The organism is Halomonas marinisediminis, assembly GCF_004347715.1.
GTDB classification, from domain to species: Bacteria; Pseudomonadota; Gammaproteobacteria; order Pseudomonadales; family Halomonadaceae; genus Halomonas; species Halomonas icarae.
This window is the reverse complement of the sequence record NZ_SLTR01000680.1, coordinates 1-234: the sequence shown is the minus strand read 5'-3', so window position 1 is coordinate 234 and position 234 is coordinate 1. Positions and strand designations below refer to the sequence as shown.

Annotated in this window: 1 protein-coding gene; it reads right to left on the bottom strand. The window is 65.0% G+C overall.

Going from position 1 to position 234, the window contains the following annotated elements; translation table 11 throughout:
- On the bottom strand, positions 1 to 223 hold a 223-nt coding region (locus tag E0702_RS18225; protein WP_205742135.1), incomplete at its 3' end, for a hypothetical protein.
- Positions 224 to 234 lie beyond the last annotated feature (11 nt).

The following is a 234-nucleotide window of genomic DNA, read 5'->3' as shown; positions in this document are numbered from 1 at the left end:
CGTGCTCCAACAACCGCAAGGCGAGGGCCGTGGGCACGGTCGTATCGCCGGTTCCATGGAGGAACCGGACCGGCATGGACAAGGGCAGTGGGTCGCGCAACACGAGGTTGCGGCGGCCATCCTCAATGAACTTGCGAGTGATGATGTAGGGGCTGTCGTCATAGTCCGAGGGGCGTTCGATCCGGCCCAGTCGCGCCATTTCGGCCTTCTCGGTCTCGGTCATGCCGCCCCACC